Origin of the sequence: Streptomyces sp. NPDC006798 (assembly GCF_040635975.1) — a bacterium.
Lineage (GTDB): Bacteria > Actinomycetota > Actinomycetes > Streptomycetales > Streptomycetaceae > Streptomyces.
Window position 1 is genome coordinate 41,134 of record NZ_JBEYIS010000040.1, and the last position, 23,919, is coordinate 65,052.

The 23,919-nt window shown below is 68.6% G+C and carries 18 protein-coding genes and 6 pseudogenes; 14 read left to right on the forward strand and 10 right to left on the reverse strand.

What is annotated here, in order from left to right; all coding sequences use genetic code 11:
- Positions 1–117: 117 nt before the first annotated feature.
- Together ABZ714_RS24715 and ABZ714_RS24720 are read right to left on the reverse strand one after the other, a co-directional pair.
- Positions 118–1,311 (reverse strand): PE-PGRS family protein, encoded by a 1,194-nt coding sequence (locus ABZ714_RS24715; RefSeq protein WP_358827507.1) that lies wholly within the window; start codon positions 1,309–1,311, stop codon positions 118–120.
- 424 nt (positions 1,312–1,735) lie between these two features.
- Positions 1,736–3,439 carry a hypothetical protein gene (locus ABZ714_RS24720; RefSeq protein ID WP_358827508.1) on the reverse strand — a complete coding sequence of 568 codons (1,704 nt, stop codon included), beginning with the start codon at positions 3,437–3,439 and terminating at the stop codon, positions 1,736–1,738.
- Between the two features lie 197 nt (positions 3,440–3,636).
- On the opposite strand from ABZ714_RS24720, the gene ABZ714_RS24725 reads away from it, so the two are divergent.
- Complete coding sequence (locus ABZ714_RS24725) at positions 3,637–4,623, forward strand: aldo/keto reductase (RefSeq protein WP_358827509.1); 987 nt, start codon at positions 3,637–3,639, stop codon at positions 4,621–4,623.
- 34 nt (positions 4,624–4,657) lie between these two features.
- On the opposite strand, the gene ABZ714_RS24730 is transcribed toward ABZ714_RS24725, so the two are convergent.
- A complete protein-coding gene (locus ABZ714_RS24730) occupies positions 4,658–5,134 on the reverse strand; it encodes a nitroreductase family deazaflavin-dependent oxidoreductase (RefSeq protein WP_358827510.1) in 477 nt (158 codons plus the stop codon).
- Positions 5,135–5,327: 193 nt separating this feature from the next.
- On the opposite strand from ABZ714_RS24730, the gene ABZ714_RS24735 reads away from it, so the two are divergent.
- Complete coding sequence (locus tag ABZ714_RS24735) at positions 5,328–6,053, forward strand: hypothetical protein (protein WP_358827511.1); 726 nt, start codon at positions 5,328–5,330, stop codon at positions 6,051–6,053.
- A 495-nt stretch (positions 6,054–6,548) separates the two neighbouring features.
- On the opposite strand, the gene ABZ714_RS24740 is transcribed toward ABZ714_RS24735, so the two are convergent.
- Together ABZ714_RS24740 and ABZ714_RS24745 are read right to left on the reverse strand one after the other, a co-directional pair.
- A complete protein-coding gene (locus ABZ714_RS24740; RefSeq protein WP_358827527.1) occupies positions 6,549–7,325 on the reverse strand; it encodes an alpha/beta hydrolase in 777 nt (258 codons plus the stop codon).
- A gap of 187 nt (positions 7,326–7,512) precedes the next feature.
- Entirely contained in the window at positions 7,513–7,722 is a 210-nt protein-coding gene (locus ABZ714_RS24745) for a hypothetical protein (RefSeq protein ID WP_358827512.1), read from the reverse strand.
- A 459-nt stretch (positions 7,723–8,181) separates the two neighbouring features.
- On the opposite strand from ABZ714_RS24745, the pseudogene ABZ714_RS24750 reads away from it, so the two are divergent.
- Positions 8,182–9,437 (forward strand): annotated as a pseudogene (locus ABZ714_RS24750) (IS481 family transposase).
- Positions 9,438–9,617: 180 nt separating this feature from the next.
- Here ABZ714_RS24750 and ABZ714_RS24755 read toward each other — a convergent pair.
- Positions 9,618–10,730: a thioester reductase domain-containing protein gene (locus ABZ714_RS24755; RefSeq protein ID WP_358827513.1), complete on the reverse strand. Its 1,113-nt coding sequence runs from the start codon at positions 10,728–10,730 to the stop codon at positions 9,618–9,620.
- Positions 10,731–11,164: 434 nt separating this feature from the next.
- Between ABZ714_RS24755 and ABZ714_RS24760 the strand changes: the two genes are divergently transcribed.
- Positions 11,165–12,166: an IS4 family transposase gene (locus ABZ714_RS24760; RefSeq protein WP_358827514.1), complete on the forward strand. Its 1,002-nt coding sequence runs from the start codon at positions 11,165–11,167 to the stop codon at positions 12,164–12,166.
- Positions 12,167–12,591: 425 nt separating this feature from the next.
- Positions 12,592–12,885 (forward strand): annotated as a pseudogene (locus ABZ714_RS24765) (hypothetical protein).
- On the opposite strand, the gene ABZ714_RS24770 reads toward ABZ714_RS24765, so the two are convergent.
- Both ABZ714_RS24770 and ABZ714_RS24775 read right to left on the reverse strand, forming a co-directional pair.
- On the reverse strand, positions 12,864–13,064 hold the full coding sequence (locus ABZ714_RS24770; RefSeq protein ID WP_358827515.1) for a hypothetical protein: 201 nt from the start codon (positions 13,062–13,064) through the stop codon (positions 12,864–12,866). The pseudogene ABZ714_RS24765 and the gene ABZ714_RS24770 sit on opposite strands and share 22 nt — an antisense overlap.
- Complete coding sequence (locus ABZ714_RS24775; RefSeq protein WP_358827516.1) at positions 13,054–13,317, reverse strand: hypothetical protein; 264 nt, start codon at positions 13,315–13,317, stop codon at positions 13,054–13,056. The genes ABZ714_RS24770 and ABZ714_RS24775 overlap by 11 nt, the downstream gene beginning before the upstream one ends.
- A 616-nt stretch (positions 13,318–13,933) precedes the next feature.
- Between ABZ714_RS24775 and ABZ714_RS24780 the strand changes: the two are divergent.
- The 5 genes and pseudogenes from ABZ714_RS24780 to ABZ714_RS24800 all read left to right on the forward strand — a co-directional run.
- Positions 13,934–14,142 (forward strand): annotated as a pseudogene (locus ABZ714_RS24780) (IS5/IS1182 family transposase); the annotation flags it as partial.
- Between the two features lie 20 nt (positions 14,143–14,162).
- Positions 14,163–14,579 (forward strand): annotated as a pseudogene (locus ABZ714_RS24785) (tyrosine-type recombinase/integrase); the annotation flags it as partial.
- A 388-nt stretch (positions 14,580–14,967) separates the two neighbouring features.
- Positions 14,968–16,149 (forward strand): tyrosine-type recombinase/integrase, encoded by a 1,182-nt coding sequence (locus ABZ714_RS24790; RefSeq protein ID WP_358827517.1) that lies wholly within the window; start codon positions 14,968–14,970, stop codon positions 16,147–16,149.
- Complete coding sequence (locus tag ABZ714_RS24795) at positions 16,146–16,496, forward strand: hypothetical protein (RefSeq protein WP_358827528.1); 351 nt, start codon at positions 16,146–16,148, stop codon at positions 16,494–16,496. Before ABZ714_RS24790 ends, ABZ714_RS24795 begins: the two co-directional genes overlap by 4 nt.
- Positions 16,497–16,593: 97 nt before the next feature.
- Positions 16,594–18,636, forward strand: coding sequence for a site-specific integrase (locus ABZ714_RS24800; protein WP_358827518.1), 2,043 nt, complete (start codon positions 16,594–16,596; stop codon positions 18,634–18,636).
- 58 nt (positions 18,637–18,694) lie between these two features.
- On the opposite strand, the gene ABZ714_RS24805 is transcribed toward ABZ714_RS24800, so the two are convergent.
- A complete protein-coding gene (locus tag ABZ714_RS24805; protein ID WP_168476589.1) occupies positions 18,695–19,324 on the reverse strand; it encodes a class I SAM-dependent methyltransferase in 630 nt (209 codons plus the stop codon).
- Between the two features lie 327 nt (positions 19,325–19,651).
- Between ABZ714_RS24805 and ABZ714_RS24810 the strand changes: the two genes are divergently transcribed.
- The 4 genes and pseudogenes from ABZ714_RS24810 to ABZ714_RS24825 form a co-directional block, all read left to right on the forward strand.
- Positions 19,652–20,092 (forward strand): DUF6262 family protein, encoded by a 441-nt coding sequence (locus tag ABZ714_RS24810; RefSeq protein WP_358827519.1) that lies wholly within the window; start codon positions 19,652–19,654, stop codon positions 20,090–20,092.
- Positions 20,093–20,769: 677 nt separating this feature from the next.
- A pseudogene (locus ABZ714_RS24815) lies at positions 20,770–21,220 on the forward strand (transposase); the annotation flags it as partial.
- A gap of 78 nt (positions 21,221–21,298) precedes the next feature.
- Positions 21,299–22,105, forward strand: coding sequence for a nucleotidyltransferase domain-containing protein (locus ABZ714_RS24820; protein ID WP_358827520.1), 807 nt, complete (start codon positions 21,299–21,301; stop codon positions 22,103–22,105).
- Positions 22,106–22,207: pseudogene (locus ABZ714_RS24825) on the forward strand (IS5/IS1182 family transposase); the annotation flags it as partial.
- A 130-nt stretch (positions 22,208–22,337) separates the two neighbouring features.
- On the opposite strand, the gene ltrA reads toward ABZ714_RS24825, so the two are convergent.
- Complete coding sequence (gene ltrA, locus ABZ714_RS24830; protein ID WP_358827521.1) at positions 22,338–23,768, reverse strand: group II intron reverse transcriptase/maturase; 1,431 nt, start codon at positions 23,766–23,768, stop codon at positions 22,338–22,340.
- Positions 23,769–23,919: the final 151 nt, after the last annotated feature.

Genomic DNA, 23,919 nt, shown 5'->3' on the forward strand with positions numbered 1-23,919 from the left:
CGGAAGTCGCCGGTATGAGGCAACGCTTCCGGAAGGTCTTGCCAAGACCACCTCGGAACCACCCGCCCCGGCCGACGCACCCCGACGGCAGAGCCCCCCGCCCCGCCCCCGTCTCCTTCAGTCGTCCATCAGTACGAGATCGATCATCCGATGGACGACATCGGACGGCAGCGACGGATTGGCCGCCGCATGACGCGCCGTCGCGGGATCGCGCAGCAACCGTACGAGCACGGGCACGGGCAGCGCCGGATGAACCGTGGCCGCGTACCGCACACCCCCTTCGGGATCGGCGGTCAGCCGAACCAGGGACGCCGCGCCGAGCCGCGCGTCGGACGCGGCCCGAAGCCGCACCTCCCCGGCGGGATCGTGGCTCAACCGCTCCACCAGCTCCGCCGTGGACGCCGGATCGTCCGGTGCCAGCCGCCGCATCCGCGGATCGGGGTCCTCGGCAAACCGGAGCAACCCCGCGCGAGGGAAGCCGGGATGCCCACGGGGCCGGTCGGGGCAGGTCAGACTGCCGGTCCACCAGCGCCAGACCTCCAGGAGCATGTCGCCGGGCGCGTCGTCGCAGGACTCGGCGAGAAAGAGCCGGACCACCCGGTCCTCGTCCCCCGCCAACAGCTCGACGGCATCCGTCGGCAGCCGCCGGGCACGGGCGACACTACGGCGCACCAAAAAATGGGAGGAGCGCGCCAGCCGCCTCATGGCGCCCTCGTCGCCGTGGAGGACTGTGACCCATTCCAGGACGGGATAGTGCCCATCCGGGTCGTACTCGACGGGTATCCGGCTCCGCTCGTCCTCGGTGAGATCGGCGCGCAGGGACGTCACCCACCTCACTCCCTGATCGGGATCCCGGGCGAGCAGGGCGACGAGATCCGGCGGCAGCCAGGGATTGGCGGCCGCGGCGGAACGCTGCCGGGGATCCTCGTGCCCGGCGAGTTCCTCGAAGAACGTACGACTGAGCCGACACGTCCGCAGCGCGTCCACCCCCAACCCCTCCGCGTCGAACACCTCGCGGGACAGCGGAGACGTCCGATGACGCCGGAGCAGCGCCCGGGCCCGCACCCGGCCCGCCGGATCATTCAGCAGCCGCTGCCGGGCCCCGGCGCTCAGATAGGGCCAGGCACGGTCACAGGCGGTAGCGCGTACTGCGGGCTCGGGGTCGGCGGTCATCCGGACCAACTCGGCTACCGGCATCGACCGGAGTTGTACTGCCTCGGCCCGCACCCGTGTCGACGGATCGACGGCGACCCGCCGATGCCCCTCCGCACCGAGATCGACATGCCGGGCCACGGCGAACATCGTGAACATCCACCGGTCACGCTCCGTCGCCGCCCCGAGAACACACCGGGTGAACTGCTCCGCCGTCACATTCGGCTGCGTTTCCGCCGCAACCCGCCGTACTCTCCGGTCGGGATGAGTCAGCGCCGCCTCCACGGCCTCGGCCGGCAACGCCCGCCACAGCACACTCTCCACCCGCCCGACGAGCCGTGCGAGCGCCTCCCCGGAAACCCCGGAATTCGCGGAGATCCCGTCACCCCACCGGTCCCGGACCTGCCGGCTCGGCGTCTCGCCCGCGAACACCTCGCCCCACATGCCGCCCCCGCCTCCTGAATCCCGTACCGACCCTTCGTTGCCGTCCACGACGCGATTCTCCCCACCCGTGGCCGTACGGCCGAACGAAAGATCAGCCCGTCGCAACCGGCGCACCGCCCGCCGGACGGAGCGACACGGTTCAGCCCTCAGCCCCGCTGCCGTGGGAGGCGCCCCCGGTCCGGCAGTGGCAGGACGCCTTCACCGGAACATCGGCCAGGGCCTCCGCCATCTTCAGCTGGTGCGCGACGACACGCGCCTCATCAGCCCGTCCGAGCCGCGTCAGACACTCGTGGAATCCGTGAAGAGCCCACACATTGCCCGGATGCTGGCAGGCCCGGGGCAGAGTGTCGTCCAGCCCGAGATCCGCCCGGTAGACGGCCTCGGCCTCGGCGATACGCCCCTGCTCCAGCAGGAGCGCGCCCAGAGCGTGCCGAGGCGGCTGCATCCAGCCCCACGGTTCGTCGTACGGCAGACCGTCGCTCAGCTCGACCGATCGCCGAAGCGCGGCGAACGCGATATCGAAACGCCCCTTGCGGTACTCCAGCTCCCCGTCGAGCATGGCGGCCGCGATGGCGAGAATGTCGGCGCAGGTGTTGTTGAAGAGCATCCGCGTCTCCTGGACCCTGCCCTTCGCCTCACGGAACCGTTCCCGCTCCGCCGCCGCCTCGTCCACCCGGCCCGTCGCGGACAGTGCGACGCCACGGGCATAGCGCAGCATCGCCGTCGTGGTGCTGTACAGCTCTTGGTCCCGGGGGAGGGGCAGCCGGAGAATGTCCGACCAGCGGCCGAAACGGATCAGCACATGCACACGCATGGCCGCGAACGCCTCCAGCCAATCGGCCATCGGGGGACTCTGCACCCGAAGCAACGGCTCAGGAATGGACGCCTCCAGCTGTGCCGCGGCCTCCAGCGCCACCTCGGACCGGCCGAGGAACATCGCACCGTAGATCTTGAAATGAATGTTGTGGCAGCGATAGAGGGTGTAGAAGTTCATCGCGCCGGACCGTTCGAGCACCTTCGCGTCCACGGCGATCGCGGCGTCGTTGTCCGATACGACCCGCCGGTAGTCCCCGCACAGCACCTCCAGATGGGAGGGCATATGCGCCAGATGCCCCGCGTCGGGCACCAGTCCGCGGAGCCGGTCGGCGACCGCCAGCGCCTGCTCCGGGAACGGCGACATCTCCATCACATGCACATACAGATGGACCACACCAGGATGATTCCGCCCCGCAGGCGTGGCGAGCGCACTCTCCAGCACCTCCTTCGCCTCACTCGTACGCGCACCCGCCGCGGGCTCACCGGTACGCAGATTCCACAACTGCCACGGGGTGAGATTCATCAGCGCGTCGGCATACAAGGCGGCGAGATCCGGATCATCCGGGTCCACCTCGAAGGCGGCACGCATACTCTCGGCATACGGTGCGTTCCAGACGGAGCAGTCCTCGGCCGGGCTCGCCTGCGGATAGCGGAAACGCAGCGCCGAGATCAGAGCCCGCTCGGCGGCCGACGCACCGGCGGACGCCTCGTGCGCGCGCTCGACCGCCGCGTGCGTCCGCTCCACGGTCCGCGCCAGATCCCGCGCGTCGAAGAACTCCCACGGCTTGTTGTAGTTGGGCCCCAGCGCGTACGCGATCCCCCAGTGCGCCATGGCACAGCCGGGATCGGCCTCCGCGGCCTTCTCGAAACAGCGGACCGCCTCCTCGTGATGGAAGGCGTACGTCCACACCAGCCCGCGATCGAACCAGCGCTGTGCCTCGGGGGAGGACGTGGTCACCCGCCGCGAGTGCGTACCGAGGTCGTAGTAGTCGTCGGAGAGTTCCTCGTCCCGTACCCGATCAGCCATGCGTACCCTCCCGAACAGAGCTTGAGCCGGATGTGCGGGCACCCAAGGTAGCCGTGATCACCCGCATACGCCGGGTGACTCCCGGCCCGGTCCGGCCCTTGAGCGCGTCGGCCGGGTCAGGGGCGTTGTTGACATCGAGTGCACTCCACTGTCTACCGTCCCCGGCAGATGATCCGACGAACTCAGGAGGCATCAGCATGACCACCCTCCCCACCCGGAACCTCGGCGAACTGACGGTGTCCGCACAGGGCCTGGGATGCATGGGAATGAGCCATGGCTACGGCGCCTCGAACGACACCCGGTCGATTGCGACGCTCCGCGACGCCCTCGACCTCGGGGTGACTTTCCTGGACACCGCCGACGTGTACGGCTTCGGGCACAACGAGGAACTGGTGGGCCGGGCCGTCGCCGGACGGCGCAACGAAGTGGTGCTGGCCACGAAGTTCGGCTTCGCCAACCGTCCGGACGAGCCCGTCCTGATCCGCGGTGACGCCGCCTACGTACGGCAGGCATGCGAGGCGTCACTGCGTCGGCTGGGCGTCGACCATATCGACCTCTACTACCAGCACCGGGTCGATCCGCGGGTGCCCGTCGAGGAAACCGTCGGTGCCATGGCCGAACTCGTCCGGGCGGGCAAGGTCCGCCACCTCGGACTGTCCGAGGCCGCCGCCGGGACCATCCGGCGGGCGCACACGGTCCACCCGATCACAGCGCTCCAGAGCGAGTGGTCGCTGTGGACCCGCGATCCGGAGGCGGAGGTCGCCCCGGTCTGCCGCGAACTCGGCATCGGCCTGGTCCCGTTCTCCCCGCTCGGACGCGGCTTCCTCACCGGACGGTACGACTCGGTCGAGGCCATGGCGAAGACGGACATCCGGCGTGGCCAGCCCCGCTTCACCGGCGGCAACCTCGAACGCAACCTGGCGGTCGTGGCGAAACTGGAGGAGCTGGCCGCCGCGAAGGGCATCACCGCCGGTCAGCTCGCCCTGGCCTGGGTACAGCACCGGGGCGAGGACGTGGTGCCGATCCCCGGCACCCGGCGCCGGAGCTACCTGGCGGAGAACCTGGCCGCCCTCGCCGTCGAGCTGTCCCCCGACGACCTCGCCGCCATCGAGGCCGCCGCGCCGCCCGAGCGGATCGCGGGCGACCGTTACGACGCGGCCGGCATCGCTCTCGTCGACGGCTGAGCCGCGTACGGCTCAAGCCCCGGCACAAGGCCCCTCAGTCCGCCGCGCGCTCCGCCCGTCCGGCCGGGCGGGGAAGAGGTTCGAGGAGAAAGAGAGGAATGGTGCGGTCGGTCGCGTGCTGGTACTCGGCGTACGGCGGATAGGCCGCGACGGCGCGCTCCCACCACAGGGCCTTTTCGTCGCCGTGAACCTCGCGGGCTGCCATGTCCTGCCGGACCGGCCCGTCCTGGAGTTCGACATCAGGATGGGCTTTGAGGTTGTAGTACCAGACCGGGTGGCGCGGGAATCCGCCCTTCGACGCCACGGCCGCGTATCGTCCTTCGTGTTCCACGCGCATCAGGGGAATCTTGCGGATCTTCCCCGTCTTCGCGCCGCGGGTCGTCATGATGACGACGGGTAAACCTGTGTCCCAGAGCGTTGTGCCCTGTGTGCCGTTCGAGCTCTCGTACAGTTCGACTTGTTCGCGTACCCACTGCTCCGGGCCCGGTTCGTACTCGCCTTCGAGAGGCATCGTGGTCACCTCGTGGTCGCTTGCCGATGGTGTTGCGCAGTCCAGCACAATCCGCGCGCGGGGACGAGGCCGCAGTCCCCCGCGGTGGCGAAAAGCCCGGTGTGCCGCCCGGGGCACGGAGGCGCGAGATCCGAGTGGAGGGACGGTCGGAGATGCGCGTGTCCTCCTGCTGACGCCGTGCGAACATCGGCAGGTGATGGACGATGAGGAGCTACGCGCCGCCGACCTGATCGGAAGACGACTGCTGAAGGTGACCACAGCGTGGCATTACTACGCCGACGACGATCCGACGCTGGTGCACCTGTGGCTCCACCTGGAGGGTCTGGGCCCGGTGCTGTTCCATACACCGTCGACCGGCTTGTCTCTGCGAGCCGACCTGCCGCACGGACCCTACTCGATGGAGGAGCACGGACGCGTCTCCGTAATCGACGACTCGCCGGATGTTCCGCCGACCCGGTTCGTCGGACAGACGATTCGCTCGGTCCGGGAGATCGACTACGACGACGGCCGCATCGGCTTCACGGCCGGCCTCACGCTCCAGTTTCCCAGTGGCAGCATCCGCCTGCTCGGTCTCGTGGACAGCCTCCTCATCGCCCACGACCGGCACCTGGGTGCTGTGGAGGCACACCTGCACGAGGACGTGACCCTCGCGCGGGTGGTCCAGACCTCCGGGAGCTGTCCGTCGCAGTGGGATGCCTGGACGACCACGGGCCAGTACCTGTACCTGCGGTACCGGCACGGTGAGGGAACCGTCGAGCAGCACCCGAGCGAGGACACCGACACTTGGGACAGCGATGAGTCGAGGCTCTGGACCCGCTGGGACGACGGAACCAATGGCGGCCGGATCGAACTCACGGATTTCGTCGCGACGGCTGGACTGTGGCTGGCGCCGGGGGCGGTCGGCTGCAGTATCGAGTGACCGTGGCCCGGCTGTGTCCGGCGCGCTGCCGTTCGGCTGAGCTCGGACGTACAGTGCCGGCGCCGGTGTGGTCTCGCTGTCGCCGTCCCGCCCGCGTCTTGTGCTGGGGACTGTGGGGTGAGGGGGAGAGAATGGGTGTGTGTTCAGGCGCTGGTGGCCGCAGCCACCGATCGATACCAGGCTCGCCCGATTTCGACGACGGAACCATTTCCGCCGATGAGCTCGACGACGAGCTTGCTGACTGGTCGGAGGGAATCTTCCGGCTACGGGGCCGGCGGTCCGGTCTCGTGTGGCTCGGCAAAGAGAAGGCCGCCGCCCACGAGGATCACGGCTGGACGGCTGACTGATCATCCTGTTCTCCCGGGCCTATTCGGCTCTTGCTGTTCTATCGTCTGGTACGGGCTGCAGGGCTCCCGCTTCCTCGCGTTCGTTGGCCTGGCCGCCGCCCTCACCTGCTGTGGGAAGCTCGTAAAGCTCACCACGTCAGACAGCCTTTCAGGCCCGGGCCCATAGCCCCCGTAGTGCTCTGTTGACTGCTTCGGGTTGTTGTGTGTGAGGGTAGTAGCCCGGTACGACGAGGTGTTCGGCACCGAGTGTGTCGGCGAGGTACCGGGCGCAGGCGATCAGTGGTTCTCCGGCGTACTCCCTGTACAGCGGAGGCGCACCCGCCCAGTCTCCCGAGATCAGCAGCTTGGGCCAGGGCGCCGCGGCCAGGGGCTCGAGCGGGATCTCGGCGTCCCAGCAAGGGCGTTCGGCCATCGAGGTGGCGGCGGCGCGCAGCCGTTCCGGGGTGGCCTCCGGGGTGTCCATCCCCAGCGCCTCGGTGGACGCCCGCAGGAAGTCTTCCGGCGTGAACCCGGCGGGCAGTGCCGCGGTCCCCGCCCGGGCCCGCTCCAGCGCCGCGGCGACGACCGGCTCCCCGGCAGCGGGCCTCAGGGCCCCGGGCTGGATGAGAGCGAGCGACCGCACCAGATCAGGCCGCCGTACCGCGGCGACCAGCGCGCTCACCCCACCGTACGCATGCCCCACCAGATGCCCGCCGTCGCCCAGCAGCCCGATCAGGTCGCCGGCATCGGTCTCGTAGTCGCTGCGCCCGGTATCGGGGCTGCGCCCGTAGCCGCGCCGGTCCATCAGCAGCAGCCGGTAGTCGTCGGCGAGCGGGTGCTGAGCGGCGAAGCCGTAGCGTTCGTCGTCGCCCCAGGTCAGGATTCCGTGCGCGAAGACCGCCCGCTCGCCCCGGCCCGCGGTCCTGTCCCATACGGTCGCGTGCACACCGCCGTCCGGTGAACCCGGCGGCCCCGGCCCCGGACCGCCAGCCGGATCACCCGCGAGTTCGTTCATGGATTTTCTTCTACCCACCACAGCCCCGGCCACTACCGCACCGGCAGCCTCACTCCTTCCCGCGCACACGGCTGCGCCCTCTGCCGACAGCCCGCGGAGGCGAGCACCCCCTGCGGTGTCACCACCGCGTGGCGGCGTACGTCATCTCCGCACACCCGCTCAGGATGAAGGCGCCCATGACCAGACCGACGGCCACGCAGATGAAGTAGTTCCAGTGTCTGCGGCGAGTGGCCAGGCGGGGATTCTTCGGGTCGTAGGTCGCATCGATCTCCTCCTCCGTCGGCCATCCGCACTCCGGCACCAAGGAGACGACTTCCTCGTACCTCACCCCATCGGCAGCGGTGAAGGGGGCAACGCGTACTGCTGGACCGAACCGTCCGCGTCCGCCGAACGGGATCCGGTCCCCCGGCCCCTGACGGCGATCCCCCGGCTGCCGCTACGCGTAGCTAACGCCCTGCCACCAAGGGCATCGGCTCCCCATCGCTCGGGCATCTCAGCGAGAATCGACATGGGCAACGAAGTGAGAGTCAGCAGCTTCGTGGCCGGTTCACAGCACACCTTGCGTCGGCCGTTCCGTGCTCTGCGCCGTTGAGCAGCACCTGTATGCAAGTTCGTGCAGAGGGTGACGGTGCGCAGTCCCACGGGTTGTTGGACAGATCCGTCCCGGCTGATGCTTGACGGTCTCAGCTGATTTCGGACGGTCCCGGCACATCCTGGACGCGTGCTGCTCGTTGAGCCTGGCGTGGCTGGAGAACACGAGCAGGAGCCGGTGGACGACCGGCGGTAGATGGCCGAGCACCGGTACCGCGCGATGCTCCGGGTGCTCGATGGGGTCGCGGTCGCGCAGGTAGCCCGTCAGGCCGGTGCTTCGCGCCAGTCTGTGTACTCCTGGGCCGAGCGGTATCACGTCGGCGGGCTCGACGTGCTGGTGGACAGGTCCGGGCGGCCGCACGTCTCGCCGCACCAGGCGCCCGCGCGAAAGTCGAGGCCCTGGTCCGCGAGTTGCGTCGGTCCTATCCGAGGTGGGGTGCCCGCCGGATCGCCCACGAGTTCGGCCGGCGGGGACTTGTGCCGGCGCCCGGCCGCTCGACCGTCCACCGGATCCTGACCCGGCACGGGCTGGTGAACAACCAGGACGCCGCCGACCAGAACCACTGCCGCTTCTACCGGCGGTGGCAGCGGGACGCGCCGATGCAGCTGTGGCAGCTCGACCTCATGGGCGGGGTGTTCCTCCCCGATGGCCGCGAGTGCAAGCTTGTCACCGGCATCGACGACCACTCCAGTTCATCGTGATCGCCAAGGTGGTCGCCGAGCCGTCCGGCCGGGCCGTGTGCACCGCCTTCGCCGAGGCGATGACCGCCTACGGGGTGCCGTCGGAGCTGCTGACCGACAACGGCAAGCAGTTCACCGGTCGGTTCGCGAAGCCCGCCCCGGCAGAGGTGCTCTTCGAAAGGATCTGCCGGGAGAACGGCATCACAGCCCGGCTGACCAAGCCGCGCTCGCCCACCACCACGGGCAAGATCGAGCGATTCCACAAGACACTGCGACGCGAACGCCTGCACCACGTCGGTCACTTCGCCGACCGGGGAACCGCCCGGGCCGCGATCGGCGCCTGGGTGCACGCCCACAACCACAGCCGCCCCCACCAGTCGCTCGCCATGGCCGCTCCGGCCTCGGTCTTCCGGCCGACCCTGGTGGCTACGCCCCCGAGCGAGCATGAGGTCCACCTGCCCGGCGTCGACGAGACGCCGACGACGGCGGTCGCCGAGCTGCTGGCGCCACGACTTCCCGCGTTGCACTACCGTAATCCCGCCGTCTGCACAGGCTCTTCGAGCCCAGCGGCGAGTGCCCGCCGATGGCGTGGTGATGGTGGCGGGCCATCGACTGCGGATCGGCCGCAGCCATGCCGGGAAGACCGTGGCCATCGTGATCGAGGACACCGTCTTCCGGGTCTTGGACGGCGATGCCGAGCTGTCCACACACGCCCGGACCAGCGGCAAGCCGGTCACCCAGTTCAAGGCGACCGTCCGCACGAGGACCTGACGGGCCCTGGCCTGTCCAGAATCTGCCGGTGACGTACAGCATCTCCTGGGACCAGACCGTCCAAGATCTCCTGGCACCTCACTCTCCGGGGAGAACTACATGGCCGTTGACGCTTTCACTGGGCTGGTCCGGGTTACATGAGTTTCGCGACGGTATGGTGCAGCTCGGATGTGTCAGGTGTTACCCGCTGGTGTGTGTGGCGGAGAGCGTCTCTTCGTGGTCGCGCTCCAGGCGGTCGAGCAGGCGGTGGAAGTAGGCGGGGCCGGTATCCGGCACCCGTACGCTTGCTGCCGCGGCGGCGTCTGCCGAGATGTCGGCGCTGAAGCGGGGCGGGCGCCGACCGGGGGTGATCCCCAGGATATAGGTGCAGATCTCCAGGGCGAGCACGGCACGGGCCCACGGGTTCGCGCGGTGCGCGAGCAGAGCCACTCTCCACTGCTGCGCGGTGACCTCCCGCAGGCGGTATCCGTGCTCGCGCGCCCGCTCGAACAGCTCCCGCGCGGGCAGGGGCTCCGGTCGCATGACGTGGAAGACCTTCCCCGCGGTGTCGGGAGCCAGGGACAGGGCGGCGATCGCCTGCGCGGTGTGGTCGACGGTCGAGGCCGGCAACGCCCCCAACGCGGTGGGATAGCAGCCGGTGACGATGGCGGCCGCCAGGACACAGGTGGTGAAGTCGTTCGCGGGGGCGGCCCCGTCGCGTGAGTCCGCGAGGACCAGCCCCGGCCGGTAGAGGGTGGCCGTGAGACCGCTCTCGGCGGCTGCCGCCACCGCCTGTTCGGCTTCGACCTTGGTTCGCAGGTAGCCGAAGGGGCCACACGTCCCCAGGGTGGGAACGGTCGACTCGTCCACGCTGTCCAGCCCCGCCTCTCGCGCGGCCAGGAACACACCCAGGGTCGATATGTGATGCAGATGTTTCGGCGTCCCGGCCGCGCAGAACTCCAGCACCCGCCGGGTCCCTCCGATGTTGACCGGAGCCACCCGCTCGTAGGCGGCGGCCAGATGGACGTAGGCCCCGCAGTGATAGACGGAGTCGACTTCCTCAGCCAGCGTCCGATAGGCGCCTTCATCCAGTCCGAGGCGGGCGGACGAAAGATCAGCGGGCACAGCCCGCATTCGCGGCAAGACCGGCACATCTTCCCCGAGAGCTTCCACTGCTGACCGCATCCGCTGCTCGGCCCGGGCAACACTCTCGGCCCGGACCAGACAGATCACCGGTCCGTCGGTACGCCGGAGCAACTCCACGCAGAGCCTGGCCCCTACAAACCCCGTTCCTCCGGTCAGTAACACCGCCATGCCCTATCTCCCTTCTCGTACTGGCCCTACACCAGATAGATGCCCGAACAGGATCCCGCTGGCACAAGGAAGAAGGACCGGGTCCGCCCCGCTGCTCGGCTGCGGGGAACACCAAGTCCGCATGCTCGGTCGCGCGGATCTCCTGGGAGGCAACGAAGGAGGGACCGCTCTGTGCGGGCCCCGGCTGCCCCGGATCCCGAGCAACCCCACCTGATCCCGGAGCTCCGGTCACCCCGCAGCCTCGGAGCAGACGGCGGGGGAGTGGCAGATACCCCCGTCTCGCTCCGCTACAGCCTTGCCGTCCTCGACAACCCGCTGGTCCTCGGGAGGCCGCGCGCCACCGCGACTGCAGCCGGACGACGCCGGGATCACGAGGAGCAGTGCCGGCAGCCCGGCCCCGGCCGGGACCGGGCGACCTCCAGTCGTTCCCGCGGGTGGACTACCTCGAGGTTCTGCGGCTGCTCAAGGCGGGTGAGGCGGGTGAGGCGGGTTTGCGGGAGTGGGCCGGGGTAAACACATCGTCCCTGACCAGGGCCAGGCAGCGGCTGGGATGGCAGGTGATGCGCGACCTGCACCGGGCCGTCGTGCGCCCCCTGGGCCGGAACGAGGATCTCTTCCGGGGGCTGCGCGTACTGGCACTGGACGGGATGCTGCTGGCTGTCCCTGATTCGGCCGGGAACCGGGACGCCTTCGGCAAGCCGGGGTCGCGACGCAGTCCGATGGGCTACCCCATGGCGCGGGTGGTCGCAGTCGCGGAGTGTTCCACCCACATGGTGCTGGACGCGGTGACCGGGGGCTGGAAAGACTCGGAGCGGATCGTTTCCGATGAGCTCGACCGGCATGCCGGGAAGGGAACACTGCTGCTGGCTGACCGCGGACTGTGGGGCCTGGCCCGATGGCACCGACTGCGCGGTCAGGGTGCCCACCTGCTGTGGCGGACCGAGCGGCGCAAGGCCCGAAGGGTCCAGGACGTCCTGGCCGACGGGAGCTACCTGGCCCGCATCGAGGCGTACAAACACAGCAAGGCGGCCGGCACCGTGAAGGCCCCGCCGGCGTTGGTCCGGGTGATCGAGTACCGGATCGACGGACGTGCCGAAGTGGTGCGGCTCATCACCAGCTTGCTGGACCACCAGGAGTACCCGGCCGGTGAACTTGCCGCGTTGTATGCACGGCGGTGGGAGATCGAACTCGTCTTCGACGAGATCAAGACCCATCAGCGGGACAGACCGGTCCTCCGGTCGCAGACTCCGGACGGGGTGCGGCAGGAGATCTTCGCCCACTTGATCGTGCACCACGCGACGCGGGACCGCCTGGCGGAGGCGGCCCGCCTCGCCCAGAGCCCGGCCGAGCGGACGTCGTTCACGCGGGCGCTGCATGTTGTCCGCCGTTCGGTGATCGCACCGTCCGGCTTTTCCCCCCTCGGCCCGTCGGCGTGACCGCCGGTCCGGCCTCGTCGAGATCGTGGCGGCTCTCCTGCCACGAAGACGGTCACGCGACTGCCCACGAAAGATCAAGTCCTGCATCACACCATTCGCCGGCAAAACCCCTGACGAGCCCGCCGGCAGCCACCGCCCTCCCGTCACAGTCACACTGAACCACCGATGGCACGACCACTGAAGCAACGGCATTGTCATCCGTTCGACAGAGGGGACACAGTCATACCGGGCCCGGAGGCAGGCGGCCCCATTGCAGGACCGCAAAAAACATAACGGGGGCATCGACTGGCCCGTCTCCGACCGTCTGCCCTGCGCCTGATGCCCGCCTCGCGGGAGGGCGGCCCTGCGCCCCGCAGGACGGGAGAGGCCGAACTATCAGTCGCCGCCGGCCTTCCGCTGTCGGTGGTGGCTGGGACGCTGGCCGGATGAACGCCGATGACGAGCAGCTGCTGCGCGGCCGGGTGTACGGCCGCGACCACGACGCCCCCAACCCGGGCCCGCTGCCGCACCAGACGTACGCTGAGCTGGTCGGCGGACCCCTGGACGGACTGCTGCTCGACATCACCGGCCGGAGGAGATAGACGACGGCGTCGCCCTGATGACCGAATTGGGGCGGTGGCCCGGCGGCCGCACCTTGTACGACCCGCTCCCCGACGCGCCGCCCGGCCGCCGGCCCGGGGGTGGTATGCCGCTTTCACTACTCGGGCGACACCCCCTGACTGCTGCTCTCGACGAGGCCGACGCCACCGTGCGGCAGCTCACCCGCTACTGGAAGACGTTCCGGCAGACCGGCGACCCGGCCACGTCCCCGGCCATCACCGCGCTCCAGGACGCCCTCTGGGCGGTACGCGAGGCCCGCGTCCACGTCCTCTTCGACGGGTGCCCCGTCAGTACACACGCTCCCGCTCCACGAACACCCGATACACCCATCGCGTCCCCCCGGCGCGCGCCACCAAGTCCACCTCACCGGGCACGCCCGCGCCCTGGCCGCCGCTGTCCAGCGCCACGCCGCCGCCCCGCCCGGAAGCGACGGCCGCGGCGCCCCCGCCGAAGCCGTCCTCCGCGACGCCGACCGACGCCTCTCCACACTGCTGGAAGGCACCGCCCGCCGCGCCCCGGAACCGCGCCCGCCTCGTACAGGTCCTCTGCACACCACTGGACCGTCTTACCGAACCCGCCTCGGCCGCTTGTGCGCTGGCAGGCGACGGAACCGGACGGCAGCGGGGCGGCGCAGCGGGGCCGTCCGGACCCGCCGCCCGTCCCGGACCCCAGACCGCCCTCCCCTCCGGGGCGCCGTCGCTGCCCCGGCCGCGGCGGCGCGGTCTCGGGCCCGGATACCAGGGCATCAGCACGGAACGCTGAACGGCCGTCCGCAGCTGCGGCCTGCGGCCGACTCGGTACACACGTGCGGGCCCCGGCCTGTTGTGGCCGGGGCCCGCACGGGGTGACGGAGCGGGGGTCAGCTGGGCTGGTCGCCGGTGTACCGGAAGATCTGGTTGCCGCCGTTCACACCCCAGGTCGTGCCGTCGGAGGCCGCGTCGGTGTCGCTCAGTTAGCTGGTGAGGGGTATCGCGTCATGGTTGTCGAGCATGGCGGCGAATCGGAGGCCCAGGTCGTGAGGTCGAACGAGCCTCGGGCAAGTTCTCCGGCCGCCCGGTTTCGCTCGGCTCCCTCCAACTTGTGGCACTGGCCTGTGCCCAGACGGGTTGCCTTGTTCCGGCCTGTATCCCGCATTTCCCGAGCCGGTGACCGTGCTGCCGATCACTCTGGAGGACAGTTTGGGGGTTCATGGTTCGCTGGGCCGTTGCCGGGGTGATCGGGCAGATCCGCGACTACCTGTCCGGCCGGATCCGCCGCGCGATGGGCAAAGGTCCCCGCGCGGTCGCCATCGTGATCGACTCCCAGAGCGCGAGGCCGCCGAGACCGTCTCCAGGGCCACACGCGGCTACGACGCAGGCAAGAAGAGCAACGGACGTTATCTTGAGCCCGCACCAGCGTGTCCTTGATCCTGGTCCGGTGCGGACTACGGATCTCCAGCGCGCTCACGCTGGACGTCGGCTGCCTCGTCCACGACGCCCGAAACGCCCCCTACCTGCGGTATTTCAATACCAAGATGAAACGCGAAGCGGCCGTCCCCATCGACGAGGAACTCCAGGGCGTCATCGGCGGACAGCAACGACGCGTCCTCGCCCGCTGGCCGGAGGGGACTCCAGTCCTGTTCCCGAGACCGCTCGCGAACGTCGCCGGGACCTTCCGAATCGCTGACGGCAGCTACCGCAGAAGGCTCAAGCACTGGCTGACTACCTGTGACGTCCGCGATGAACACGGCCGTCCCGTTCGCTTGACACCACATCAATGGCGTCACACCTTCGCCTGCCGGCTGATCAACCGAGACGTCCCCCAGGAAGTCGTACGCGTTCTCCTCGATCACGAGTCGGACCGGATGACCGCCCACTACGCGCGGATCACCGATCAGATCGTCCGGCGCCGATGGGAAGCGGCGATGAAGGTCAACATCAAGGGCGAACGTGTCGCTCTTGCCACCGACGGCCCGCTCGGCCAGGCCCAGTGGGCCAAAACCCGCTGCGGCATCGCCGCCCAGACCCTGCCCAACGGCTACTGCGGACTACCCGTCCAGAAGACCTGCCCGCACGCGAACGCCCCGTTGACTGAACGAAGCCTGGAGATTGCCCAGTTCAGTGGGCGGGTGGAGTCATCGGGTACTACGGTCACCGGTCGTGATGAACGATGCTCCCCGACGAGATTCGGCGGCTCTGGTGGTCCCCCGGTGGGGTCGACTGGTGGAGACCGGCGACCGGTACGAGCCCTACCGGCTGATCGATCCCGACGGAGCGGCCGTTGTGGCGGTCGCCGTCTACTTCCAGGAGTTGCTGGCAGCCGGGAAAGCGCCGTCAACGGTTCGCTCCTACGGGATGGATCTGTTGCGGTGGTGGCGGTTCCTGCAGGCCGTGGACGTTCCCTGGGACCGAGCGACCCGTCGGGAAGCCCGGGACTTCAGCTGCTGGATCCAAGAGACCGTCAAACCCAGGAAGATCAAGGACCAGGGCCCGCGAGCGGTACGGGGAGCCGGTGCCGCGAACCCGGTGACCGGGAAGCCGTCGACCGGATCCGGATACGCTCCGGCCACCGTCGTACACAGCGAGACGGTCCTGCGCCGGTTCTACTATGTGCACCGCGATTCGGGGACCGGCCCGCTGCTCAACCCGTTCCCGCTGGATCTGTCCCGCCGCTCCGGGCGGGCTCACGCGCACCACAATCCGATGGCCGGCTGGAAGCCCGATCGGGTGGGCCGCTACCGGCCGAGCCTGCCGCGGCGAATCCCGCGCTCGATTCCGGAAGCATGGTTCAACAAGCTGTTCGCGGCACTGCCCTCCAACCGCGACCGGGCCCTGGTCGCCTTCTGGATCTCCACTGGGGTGCGGGCCTCGGAACTGATCGGCATGCGCCAGCGCGACCTCGACCCCGGCCAGCAGTTGATCAGCGTGGTGCGCAAGGGCTCGCGCGCGGTCCAGCAGGTGCCGGCATCGGCAGACGCATTCGTATGGCTGCGCCTCTACCAGCAGGAGGTACACGCCCAGGTTGCGCGAGGCCGCACCCAACCGGTCCGGTGGACACGGCGAGACCCGATCCGACCCCTGACCTACCACGGCGCCCACCGGATGCTCGAGCGCGTCAACGCCTCGCTCGGCGCCGACTGGACCCTTCACGACCTGCGGCACAGCGCAGCCGCCCGCATGGTGCGCGACCCGAAGCTGATGCTGTCCAACGTGCAGTGGGTGCTCGGACACGCTCACCTGTCCACCACGGAGGTATATCTGACGCCGCACAAGGACGAGGTCGTGGCCGGCGTGCTGGCGCACCACGCACGCCAGGCCCGCGAGAACATCCAGCCGGCGCCTCCGCCGCCGGCACCGGGCTACGACCCAGCGTCGCTAGATGTCCTGTTCGGGCGCTCGTCATGACGGCCGTCGTCAAGCACGCGACGCGCAAGCCGTTGGAGATCACGAACGCGACCGCGGAGCAGGCCCAGGCGCGGAACAGCCGGCTGCGGGAGCAGTTCCCGGCCCGGACCGCGGAACGGTGGTGGTCGCAGACCGCGCAGTCGTCTGAGGAGACGCTGCGACGACTGACGGCGCCGCCGTTTCTCCCCGCGGCGAACGGCTCCCGAGCCGGACGCCGCCGTGGGGTGACCAAGCTCCTGCACTGGCTGTCGAGCCAGCCCGGGGATACGTGGCAGCAGCCCTGGATGGCCACGGGGCCGAGGACTTGTGCGGAGCCGCCTGGGTGGAGCTCCCACAGCGGTGGCTGAGCGAGCGCGTGCCCTCACCGTCGCATGACCGGGAAGACCTGACCTCTGGGCTGCTCATGCTGATCTGCGGAGACGTCATCGTCCTGCTCTGCCGTGGATGCTCACCCGCACGCACCGGCATCTCGCCTCTGTGATGGCCCAGGTCCGAGACCCGGACGGATTCGCGCGCCTGCACCAGCTGGCCGCCGCCGGGCCGGCGAGCTCGCGCAAGGATGCGCAGATCGCCGCGACGCGGATCGCCACCCTGCCGGCCTGCGAGGGCGGACGGATCGGCGATATCACCGTCGGCGACTGCGTGGAGCTCGTCGATACCCAGCGCCGTGTGCACGCCCGCGGCGGACAGAAGAAGGTCGACTTCTACCTGCGGCTGCGGGCCATGGGCATCTTCCCCGAGGATGCCCCGGCCACGATTCGTGCCTTCGGGTTCGCCCTAGGGCAGTTGAGCATCGAAGAGTTGGTGGACCGCTACCAAATCCGGTGCCAACCGGTACGCGACGTGATCGTGGACTATCTGCGCGAGCGCCAACCATCACTGGACTTCGCCAGCCTGGACGCGATCTCGCGCACGCTCGCGGGCCTGTTCTGGGCCCGGATCGAAGCTCTGGCGCCGGGAATCGACTCACTGCGGCTGCCCCCGGCGGTGGCTCGCTCCTGGAAGGACGACCTGAAGGTCAAGAAGCGCACCGTCGTAGGCCCCGACGGCAAGAGCGCCGAGGTCACCAGCCCGCGACTCAACGCCAAGGACGAACTCATGCGCGTCCGAGCGTTCTACCTCGACATCGCGATGGGCGGCCGAGGAACCGGCCCGCTGGGGGCCATGGGCCGTGCCCTGTCCGATCAGCGACGACGAGATCCACAAGGCAAAGGAACGCAAGAGCGCAAAGCCCGGATGGATCAGCGCACCCGCGAGCGGCTGCCCGTCCTACCCATCCTGGTCAGCACCACCGACCGGCGGCGCCGCGAAGCCGCCGGCCTGCTCCAGGCGGCGGGAGACACCGAGCCCGGAGCTCTGATTCCCGGCACCGGCGGGGCTCTGCGCAGAGCCATCGCTCCGAAAGCCGCAGGCCACCTCATCTGGGCCGAGGAGATCTCCAGCGGGCGCCGGCGAAACCTGACCTATGAAGAAGAGGAAGCGTTCTGGGCATTCGCCACGATCGAGGTCCTGCGCCTGACCGGCGTTCGCAACGAGGAACTCCTGGAACTCACACACCACAGCGTCACCCAGTACCGGCTCCCGTCCACCGGCGAGGTCGTCCCGCTGCTGCAGATCGCCCCGTCCAAAACCGACACCGAGCGACTCCTGCTGGTCAGCCCGGAACTCGCCGACGTCCTCAGCGCCATCATCAGTCGACTGCGCGGCCCCGGCAGGACAGTCCCGCTGGTGGCCGCCTATGACGTCCGCGAGAAGGTCTGGAACCCGCCGATGCCGCTGCTGTTCCAGCGTGGCATCGGCTCCGAGCACCGCGCTTTCACGCCGACCGCGATCCGCAAGCTGCTGATCAATGCGCTGGCCGCGACCAGGCTGACCAACGCCGAAGTCGAGGTCCTGTCCTTCTCCCCCCACGACTTCCGGAGGATCTTCTTCACCGACGCCATCATGAACGGACTGCGCCCGCACATTGCCCAGGTCATCTGCGGCCACAAGAACATCGACACCACGATCGGATACAAGGCGGTCTACCCCGCCGAGACGATCGAGGCCCACCGGGCGTTCATCGCCCGTCGGCGGGCCTCCCGCCCCGGCGCGGAGTACCGGATCCCGACGGAGGAGGAGTGGGACGCCTTCCTCGCCCACTTCGAGAAGCGGAAGGTGTCCATCGGCACCTGCGCACGCGCCTTCGGATCTCCCTGCATCCATGAGCACGCTTGTGTCAGATGCTCGCTCCTCCGACCTGACCCGGCCCAACGGGCACGGCTTGCCGAGATCCGCGACAACTTGATCGCCCGAATCACCGAAGCTGAACAGGAGGGATGGCTCGGTGAGATCGAAGGACTCCAAGTCAGCCGCGCCAGCGCAGAGGAGAAGCTGGCCCAGCTCGATGCAGCGCAAGTCCGTCAACGCCAAGTGATTGATCTCGGCATGCCCCGCTTCAGCCAGATCGCGACACGAACCAGTACGGCAAGAGGACCTTCAAGTTAGCCGAGCCTCATCCACGCGGATGATCTACACCACCCCGACCCAGGCCACGGGCCACTCTCTACGGGCGGCGGGCCAGCAAATGGGTGTCGAGGAAGCCCCGCTCGGACGCTGGGTCGTGGAGCAACCGAGCAACCGTGACGAGTCCGGCCCCGGTCAGCAACTCGGCAAACTGCTCCGCCGGCCAGCTATAGGCGGGCGCCACCTTGTGGTCGAAGCGGACCGGCTCCGGTCCCTCGGTCCCGAAGAAGGACACCAGGAGCAGGCCCCCTGGCGTCAGGACACGCACCTGTTCGGCGAGCAGCGCGGGCAATTCTCCAGGTGGGGTATGGATCATCGAGTAGTGGGCCAGCACTCCGCCGAGCGCGCCGTCCTTGATCGGCAGGGCCTCCATTCGCGCTTCGTCGAACCGCAGCGTCGGATGGGCGCGCCGGGCGTGGGCGACCATAGCCGGGGAGAGGTCGAGCCCGAAGGAGTCCAGCCCCAAGTCGTGCAGCATGGCTGTCAGATGACCGGGTCCGCACCCGACGTCGGCTGCCCGCAGGTTCCCCGTGCCACGCACGAGCTCGGCGAAGGTGCCGATCATGTTCCGCGCGAACGGCTGCGTCTCCAACCGATTAGCGAACATCGATGCGTACAGCTCGACGACCCCGTCGTAGGCCGCCCTGGTCTCGTCCTGGTGTTTTAACACGGGAAGGAAACTAACACCCGCGCCGTTCGCACCCGTTCTCCGGCCCCACACCGGACCTCCCCTTCAGGACTGATCGTCCTGTCACCTGATCACAGGGCACACTCTCGTTGGTTCAGAGAAGCCTGTCTGACCTGCCCGGTCTTCCTCACCGGCCTGGAGTTCCTCCCTGTACTCGCGAACAGCACACCCGCACTGTGACGCTGATCGACAACGCCAGGAACTGCGGGCACACCCGCGTCGCCGAAATGAACCAGCAGGTCGCCGACAACCTCGACCGCATGATCCACGAGCTGAACGACGGCCGGGACCCGCACGAGGAAGCCGCCGATGCGAGCCGACAACTCCCACCTCATCGTCTCCGCGGCCCGCCGCCGGGCAACTGCAACCCGCCGGAAAGCGGCATCCGCCTTGCGGCGAATGGACACCACCGGCGTCGTGATCACCTTCGGGACCGTCGCCCGCGAGGTCGGCGTCTCCCGGTCCTGGCTCTACAATCAGCCGGACCTGCGAGCCGAGATCGAACGCCTCCGGGTCCGATACCGTCCCATCCCCGTGGCTCGGTCGGTTCCCGAGCGGCAACGGGCCACCGAAGTGTCTTTGCTCCGTCGGCTGAAGGCCGCCACCGAGCGCAACCGGCAGCCGGAGGCGGAGAACCGTGAGCTCAGGCAAGCCCTGGCCCTGGCGCTGGGCGAACGTCGAATGGCCGACGTCTGCGGCATCCGTGCCACGGCGAAGCCATCGGCTCCAAGGCCGGTCGGCCCATGTTGAGAAGCTGATGCCCCGGTATCGGGGCCGCACTGTTCCGGCTGCCGCACGAGAGCTCGGCGATATGCGTTCGACGAAGGAGAGCTGTTACGGCACCATCCGGTGCGAGATCCAGTGTTGAGGAGCACGGTGATATCCCAGGGTGCGAAGATCACAGCTCGATGCGAGGCATGCAGCGGCGTGCTGATACTCGACACCGGCCAGTTCATCGAGCGCGGACGCCTGTGGTGGGGAACCGAAGGGAACTGCCTGTCCTGCCCCGTCGCCTGGTGCGAGCAAGACAGCGGCGAGGCGACTCCGGAGGAGATCCGCCAGGTCCTCTTGGCAGAACATGGACCTGCCCGGCTCCGGCTGACAGAGCCCGAGGCGAGTGGAGTGCCCGTCCTTCGCGCTCTTCGAGAGGTGCGCGGCCTGTCATTGACACAAGCGCGGTCCATGGCAGCGGAGTTGAAGACTGCCGGCCTTGTGGGCACGCTCGTCGAGATGGAACTCGTAGCCGCCCGACTCCGACACCATGCCGTGAAAACGACAGTCGAGACATCGTCCAGCTGACCGTCAGGAGCGAGTGACACGCCGGGCGAGGCGCTTTCCGCAGCCGCAAGAGTCCGCCAGCACCCCGCGTCGAGGACGCTGTCCGCATCGCATCGTCCCTGGTCCAGTCCATCCTCATCGCGACGGCTCAAGATAACGGCCGCAAGTGCCACCTGGTCGTCGACACCCGCGGACTGCCCCTCATGGTCATGGTCACCCCCGCCGGCCTGCGCGATGCCGCCGCCGCGAAAGGAGTCCTCTTCGGTCTCCGCCTGATGCACCCCGAGATCACCATCGTCCGGGCCGACTCCGCCTCCGCCGGAAAGCTCGTCGACTGGGCGAAACGGCATCTCAACCTCACGGTCAAGCCGGTCAGCCGCCCCAGGACGCTTCCGGCTTCGGGGCGTCCTTCCCCGCCGCCGGGTCGTCGAGCGCAGTCTTGCGCGGATGATGCACGCCCGTCGGCATGCGAGAGACTGCGAGGGCCTCGTCCAGCATGCCGAGACGCTGATCACCTGGGCGGCCATCACCCTCATGGCCGGGCGCCTCGCACGGAAAGGGGCCACCCCCGGCTGGCCGAGGAAACCTGCGTCGGCGACGTGACGCTGCTCCTCCCTGGGAAATCCGCTCGGCAGCACGCAGCACGCAGCACGCAGCAGCAGAAGGCACAGTGGTCCCATGAATGAACGAGGGCTGGACCGCGACGGAATGATCGCACGCGAAGGCGCTCTGGACCGAGTGCCGGCAACGTTCGTGCCCGCCGTCGATGCCGCCCGCGCTCGCATCACCGAGACGTTCGGCGATACGCGCCTCCACAGCGCCTATCTCTACGGCAGCATCCCCCGTGGCACCGCCACTCCCGGCGTGTCCGACCTCGACCTCCAGCTCGTCCTCCATGACGAGCCCACCGAAGGCGACCGCGCCGACGCCGAAGCGATCGAGGCCGTACTCGACCGTGCATTCCCGCAGATCGACGGCGTCGGGATTCTGCTGACCAGCACGCGGGTTCTGCTCAGCGACGTCGAACGTCACGACGGCGGATTCTTCATCGCCTGCCTCTGCACCCCGTTGCTGGGCCCCGACCTCGCAGAAGAACTGCCCCGCTACCGTCCCACAGCCCTACTCGCGCGGGAGACCAACGGTGACCTCGCCCGTGTGCTTCCACGCTGGCGTGCCAAGGCGGCCGAAGCCACCACGGACGCCGACCGCCGGATCCTCAGCCGTTTCGTCGGCCGTCGTATCGTCCGCACGGGATTCACTCTGATCATGCCCCGATGGGGCGGCTGGACCAGTGACCTCGACCAGTCCGCCGAGCTGTTCGGCCGCTACTACCCCGAGCGTCTCGAGCAGATGCGCGTCGCTACGACCGTGGGTCGTGCACCCTCGTCTGATCCGGTGGTGCTCGGGATGCTCATCAACGACCTCGGACCTTGGCTCGCAGCCGAATACACAGCCGTGCACGGCGATAAAGCCCCACGTCCCTGACGGGCAGGGCAGGGCCGGCCCGTCATCTTCGACCCGGACCGGTACAAGCAGCGCAACACCGTTGAACGCTGCTTCCAGAAGATCAAGACCTGGCGCGGCCTCGGTGAGGTCGACTCGGGGCGCCCTGCCGATGTCTCCACCAGTGGGTTTCCCCGAGCCGCCTCCCGAACCCGGCGTGCCCGTCTCCGGGCACCGGGCTCTCCACAAATCCCGTTGCGGGGTGTTCAGTTCCTCATGCCGTAGTGGGCCACGGGGTCGGGATGAGTTTTCCCCGGTATCGGTATCTTGTCGTGCTTACCTTGGCCGGGTTGAACAGTTCCTTTTCCTCCGTGGCAGGCCACCAGCCGCCGCCGTAATAGCGTCGGCGGAGCTGTTTCCAAGTGATCCCGGGGTGCTTGCGTCGGATCCATCGTGTCACTCTCATCCACGTGTAGTGGCTGAGGTAACAGAAAGCAACGTTCGACACTCCGGGACGGAAATACGCGCACCATCCCCGCAACACCGAGTTCAGTCGGTGAAGCAAGGACTCCAGCGACAAGCCGACGTTCTGCCGTCCGGTCAATTCCTTCACCTTGCCCGTGACGGATCGTACCGATTTCCGTGCCGGGTAGGTGTAGATGTACTGCCGGTCAGTGCCACGTTTCCGGTGATGCTGGATGCGCCATCCGAGAAAATCAAGGCCCTCGTCAATGTGCGTGATCCTTGTCTTCTCTACCGACAGGCGAAGACCCATCGGCTTCAATGCCTCTGCGACCTCGTCGCGTAGTTCCTCGGCATGCTCTCGGCGCCCGAAGACGAGTACGAGGAAGTCGTCCGCATACCGGACCAGCCGGTAGTTGGGCAATCCTCGGCGCCGTCTCCTGCGCCGGTCCTCGGAGGTGCCATCTGGCCCTCCGAGGCCCTGGGCGATGTGCTCGTCCAGGACCGAGAGTGCGATGTTGGCCAGCAGCGGCGACAGGATCCCGCCCTGCGGGGTCCCGGTGCGTGTGTCCGTGAAGGCCCCGTCACGGGACAGGATCCCGGACTTCAAGAACGCCTTCACCAAGGACAGCACCCGCTTGTCCCCGATTCGATTCCGCACCCGCTCCATGAGGGCCGGGTGCGCGATCTCGTCGAAGCACGCCGTGATGTCGCCCTCCACCACCCACTCATATCCGTGGCTGGCGAGGTATCGGGTCTCGGCGATCGCATCGTGAGCTCGGCGGTTCGGGCGGAACCCATAGGAACACGGGAGGAAATCCGCTTCGAACACCGGCTCCAGCACCAGTTTCAAGGACGCCTGGACCACTCGGTCCGCCACGGTCGGAATCCCGAGACGGCGAAGCTTGCCATTCGCCTTGGGAATCATCCGCTCGCGAACAGGAACCGGATGGAAGCTACGGTCTCTAATCTGAGTCCGCAGCTTGTCGAGAAACGCCTCGACTCCCTGCCCGGCTTCGATGGAGCGGGCGGTCTTCCCATCCACTCCGGCCGTGCGGGCACCCTTGTTTCCCCGGACACGGTCCCACGCCACCAAAAGGAAAGCGGGATCGGCCACGAGGTTGAACAGGTCGTCGAACCTGCGATGAGAATAATCCGCAGCCCAACGGTGCAGCTTGGTCTGGATCTCCAGTACCCGGCGTTCGGCCTTCATCAAGGCCCATTCCAGCTCGTCGGTATTCACCGGCGACAGCCTCCTGGCATTCCAGTCTCCTTACTGTCGACTTGCTGGCCCCCTTCCCCATGTGACCGGCTTTCCCGGCCTCGGAGTACTACGGAGCCTCCGTCCTGCCCGACGGCCATCAGCCGGCGATGGGCCTGCCCCCGATCGGACT